Origin of the sequence: Beijerinckia sp. L45 (assembly GCF_009765775.1) — a bacterium.
Taxonomy (GTDB): domain Bacteria; phylum Pseudomonadota; class Alphaproteobacteria; order Rhizobiales; family Beijerinckiaceae; genus RH-AL1.
The window spans coordinates 30,053-34,373 of record NZ_LMUU01000149.1 but is presented as its reverse complement, the minus strand read 5'-3'; the positions used below and the strand labels follow the sequence as shown (position 1 = coordinate 34,373).

At 54.7% G+C, this 4,321-nt stretch carries 4 protein-coding genes; 1 reads left to right on the top strand and 3 read right to left on the bottom strand.

The genetic code is table 11. The features are described from left to right. The 3 genes from GSQ79_RS16045 to gmd form a co-directional block, all read right to left on the bottom strand. The coding region (locus tag GSQ79_RS16045) for a hypothetical protein (protein ID WP_158809694.1) at positions 1–846 on the bottom strand (846 nt) is incomplete at its 3' end. A gap of 74 nt (positions 847–920) precedes the next feature. After that, on the bottom strand, positions 921–1,889 hold the full coding sequence (locus GSQ79_RS16040; RefSeq protein WP_158809693.1) for a GDP-mannose 4,6-dehydratase: 969 nt from the start codon (positions 1,887–1,889) through the stop codon (positions 921–923). Next, positions 1,886–2,881, bottom strand: coding sequence for a GDP-mannose 4,6-dehydratase (gene gmd / locus GSQ79_RS16035; RefSeq protein ID WP_158809692.1), 996 nt, complete (start codon positions 2,879–2,881; stop codon positions 1,886–1,888). Before gmd ends, GSQ79_RS16040 begins: the two co-directional genes overlap by 4 nt. Before the next feature lie 252 nt (positions 2,882–3,133). Here gmd and GSQ79_RS16030 point away from each other — a divergent pair. Continuing rightward, on the top strand, positions 3,134–4,321 hold a 1,188-nt coding region (locus GSQ79_RS16030; protein WP_246725378.1), incomplete at its 3' end, for a mannose-1-phosphate guanylyltransferase/mannose-6-phosphate isomerase.

The window sequence follows — 4,321 nt, the reverse complement described above, 5'->3', positions numbered from 1 at the left end:
GAGCAATCGGGTCTCGGATGAAAAGCGAAGCAAGAAATACGATAGTGCGAAGGGTTTGGCGCGCGACAAAAGTGGCACTTCCCGAAGCCTGTGGATGGTTTTGTAGTCGACCAAGCTGTCTTCAACGTATAGGCGGTGACTACCGCTAATAGCCCAATCATAACGATTTGATTTCCCTTGTTTCGCCTCGTCCTTGATGAGCTGAGCGGCAACGATATAACGTTTGCTCGGCCCAGATAAAAATTTTATGTCTACTACGCTCAGCGGAGCAAGGACCGGGCCCTTCTCAAGGCAATAGTGGCTCAGATACCATGACCAAAACTTTGGTGCGTCTGCGTTTGGTCCTGGCCGAGAATATTTAAGCGCGAGGTGCTCTGCAAAAGCGGAGGCTTGTGAACCGGATGCTTGTGCGCAGATCTGGTCAATCAGACGACGCTGTCCAGGATCCCGACTGGTCGCGCAGATCGCAAGCCGATCAACGCCGCTTAGCAGAGGCCCAAAAAACGTTTGGAGGCTCCGTTCGTCCTGGTAAACCTTGTCTGCTCTTGTCTCATCAGCCAGGTTGATAAGAGCAATCCGTTCTGGAGCACATGTCGTAATTTTTAGCTGAGACGGCTCGAGATGAGGGTTTGGCGCATCGGGCGGAAAATGGAAAAGAAACCCATGGCAACCGTCTCCCATCCCATGATAATCGCGCAGATCTGTTCGGAGAACTCCAGTTCTTGTGCGCCCTAAAAAAACGCCGCGAAAAAAAACGTCGACTGTTATGCGGCATTTTGGCTTTGTGGCGTTCCATGCCCAACCACGAAGAATATTGGCATCGACATAATCGACGTAACCGGTCACTGCAGGTCGTCGGCGAAAAAGCGATTTGGACACCGTTCATTCCCAACCATTGCCGTATTTATGAGATGTGTCGGTTAGTTGATGGCTTTGAGCCTACAGCGTTCATGCTCGAGTAGATTAAACAGGGTTTGGTCGATGCCATAACGTGGAGACCATCCTGTCAGCGCTCTCAATAGCGACGGTTCTGCATAAGCAACGGGCAGATCAATGGGGCGTAATCTGGAAGGGTCTATCGTGACGTTAAATGGACGCTTTGACAACCCACTTAGTATATTGAGCAAATCACGAATACTCCTGGGAGTTCCAGAGGCGATATTGACGATACAGCGAGAAGGCAGTTCAGCTGCTTTGTCCAAAAGAGCGACGTAAGCGGCCACAACATCGTTTACATCGAGAAAATCGCGATGCGCTTCAAGGTTGCCGACGAGCATTTCCGGAATTTGCAATCCGGCTTCGATGTGTGCGATTTGTCGAGCGAATGACGGCAGCACAAAATCCTTGCGTTGTCCTGGGCCAGTGTGATTGAAAGGGCGTGCTATTATCAGTCGTGCGGAACTTGGTAAAACGTCCATTAGCATACGCTCCGCTATTTGCTTTGACTTCGCATAAGCATTCATCGGAATGGGAACGCTGGTCTCGTTGACAGGACTGTCCAAAAAACTCGCACCATAGACTTCCGCTGTGCTAGCAAATAGCAAAGTCGCGTTCGGAGCATGCTTTGCAATTGCAAGTGCGAGGTTGAGTGATCCATTAAGGTTGGTCGTCCAAGTTGCGCTATGGGAGCTTTGACTGACCGCGACCGATGATTGTGCTGCTAGGTGAATGAAAGTATCCGCCTCGCAGCGCCTCACCAAGCCGTCGATACCTTGTTGATCCGTGAGATCTAAAGCAATCAGACCACGCGGACTTTCTTCGCCATCTACAGGTGTGCCGAGACCGGTTATGGTTGCATCCGGGAAACGGTCTTCGAGCTCGCGACGGACGTATGTCCCAACAAAGCCGCTTGCTCCTGTAATGAGGATGCGGTGCGGAACCGTGATCACGATCGGCTGACGACAGTTGGATGCTGGAGACGATCAAGGTCTGCTTCGACCATCTCAACGATCATCGTCTGAAGATCGATTTGTGGCGCCCATCCTAACACCTGCTTTGCTTTGGCTGGATTACCCAGTAGAATTTCGACTTCTGCAGGCCTATAGAAGGTGGGATCAATGACAAGATGCTCGTCCATGTCGATCCCGACGTGCCCAAATGCGATTTTGCACATCTCTCGTACGCTCGTTGTAGTTCCCGTAGCAATAACATAGTCATCAGCATGATCCTGCTGCAACATTAGCCACATAGCTCGGACGTAATCAGCTGCGTGACCCCAGTCTCGTTTAGCTTCTATGTTTCCGAGGCGCAGATCTTTGTTAAGGCCAAGCTTGATCCGTGCAACCCCATCGGTAACCTTTCGAGTCACGAATTCAAGGCCGCGCAGCGGGCTTTCGTGATTAAACAAGATACCTGATGAAGCGTGTAATCCGAAACTCTCACGATAATTGACGGTGATCCAATGCCCATAGAGCTTTGCAACCGCATAAGGAGACCGCGGGTAGAATGGCGTGGATTCCGACTGCACGGGCTCCTGAATTCTGCCATACATCTCAGATGAAGACGCTTGATAAAACCGAGCTTGCGGCCGATTTAACCGAATTGCCTCAAGGATATTGGTAACACCGACCGCAGTGACGTTGGCAGTTAAAACTGGCTGCTGCCACGAAGATGTAACAAAAGATTGCGCTGCAAGATTGTATACTTCATCAGGTTGAACTTCTGAAATTAATCGCATTATACTCGATAAATCGAGCAAGTCGCCGTCTAGAAGCTTCACCTTATCGAGAATACCCAGCCACCGAAGCCTATGCTCTGCTATGCCAGAGTGCGAGGAGCGACGCACCATTCCGAAAACTTCGTAGCCTTGTTGAATTAAAAGGCGCGACAGGTAGGCGCCGTCCTGACCAGAGATGCCAGTCACTAGAGCTCGTTTAGCCATACTAAAGTGTACTCCGTTAGCAGATAGACCCACTCGGGGCCCCGATCGCGTGTCGAGCCGACCGGCTGGCAGGGGTAACCTGAGGGTTATGGTTAGCTCCTTAGGTCAGCCGTGTTTCTGGCGCAAGGAGATAGCATCATTAGCACGGTCATTGGGTTGGACCGCCGTGATCGAGCGTTTCGATGATACGATCGAAAAGGGCGCTTTTGCTTTCGGGTTGATCTAAAGTTAACTGTCGGCGATATGGTACGCATGAAAATTCTCCCCTTGATAATGTGCGGCGGTTCCGGAACACGGGTGTGGCCGGAGTCGCGCGAAAGCCTGCCGAAGCAGTTCATCCCACTGGTCGGCGCCAAATCGACCTTCCAGATGGCGATCGACGTTCTGGGCGATCCGATCTTTGAAACTCCCGTGGTCATCTCCAACTACGCCTACCGCTTCCTCATCGGCGAGCAACTGCTTGAAATGGGCCGCAGCGCGAAGATCGTGCTGGAGCCGCAGGGGCGCGACTCCGGCCCGGCGATTGCCGTCGCCGCCGAAATCGCGGCACGCATCGCGCCGGACACGATCGTCGCCGTGCTCGCCGCAGATCACGTCATCCAGGATCCGGCCGGCTTCGTCGCATGCTGCCGCGAAGCGGCCCTTGCGGCCGCCGAAGGGCACATCGTGACGCTCGGCATCAAGCCGACGCACGCCGCGACCGGCTACGGCTACATCAAGCCGGGCCCCGCACTCTCGAGCAACCAAGCGGTGTTCGCAGTCGACCGGTTCGTCGAAAAGCCGGACGCGGCGACCGCCGAGCGCTATGTCTTCGAGGGCTACCTGTGGAACGGCGGCAACTTCTTCTTCCGCGCCGACGTGATGCAGGAGGAACTGCGGCAGTTCGAGCCCGAGATGCTCGACGCTGCGGCTGAGGCCGTTGCCAACTCGCGGACCGACCTCGATTTCACGCTGCTCGATCCCGAAAGCTTTTCGCGCGCCACGAAAAAATCGATCGACTATGCCGTGATGGAGAAGACCACACGCGCCGCGGTGGTGCCGGCCGACATCGGCTGGTCGGACGTCGGCAACTGGGCCGCCGTCTGGGAACTCTCCGACCGCGACACGCTGGGCAACGCGGTGCGCGGCCATGGCGTGGTCATGGACGCCACCAATGTCTACGTCCGCTCGAACGACCATCTGACCACCGTGGTCGGCGTCAGCGACGTCATCGTCGTGACCACGCATGACGCGGTGCTGGTCGTCGGCAAGCAGCATGGCGATAAGGTCAAGCAGCTGGTCGACAAGCTGAAGCTCGACAAGCGCCGCGAGGCGACCGAGCACATCCGCTCGTACCGGCCGTGGGGCTATTATCAGTCGATCGACAACGGCGCGCGCTATCAGGTCAAGCGAATCGTCGTAAAGCCCGGCGCGGCGCTGTCGCTGCAAAAGCACTATCAC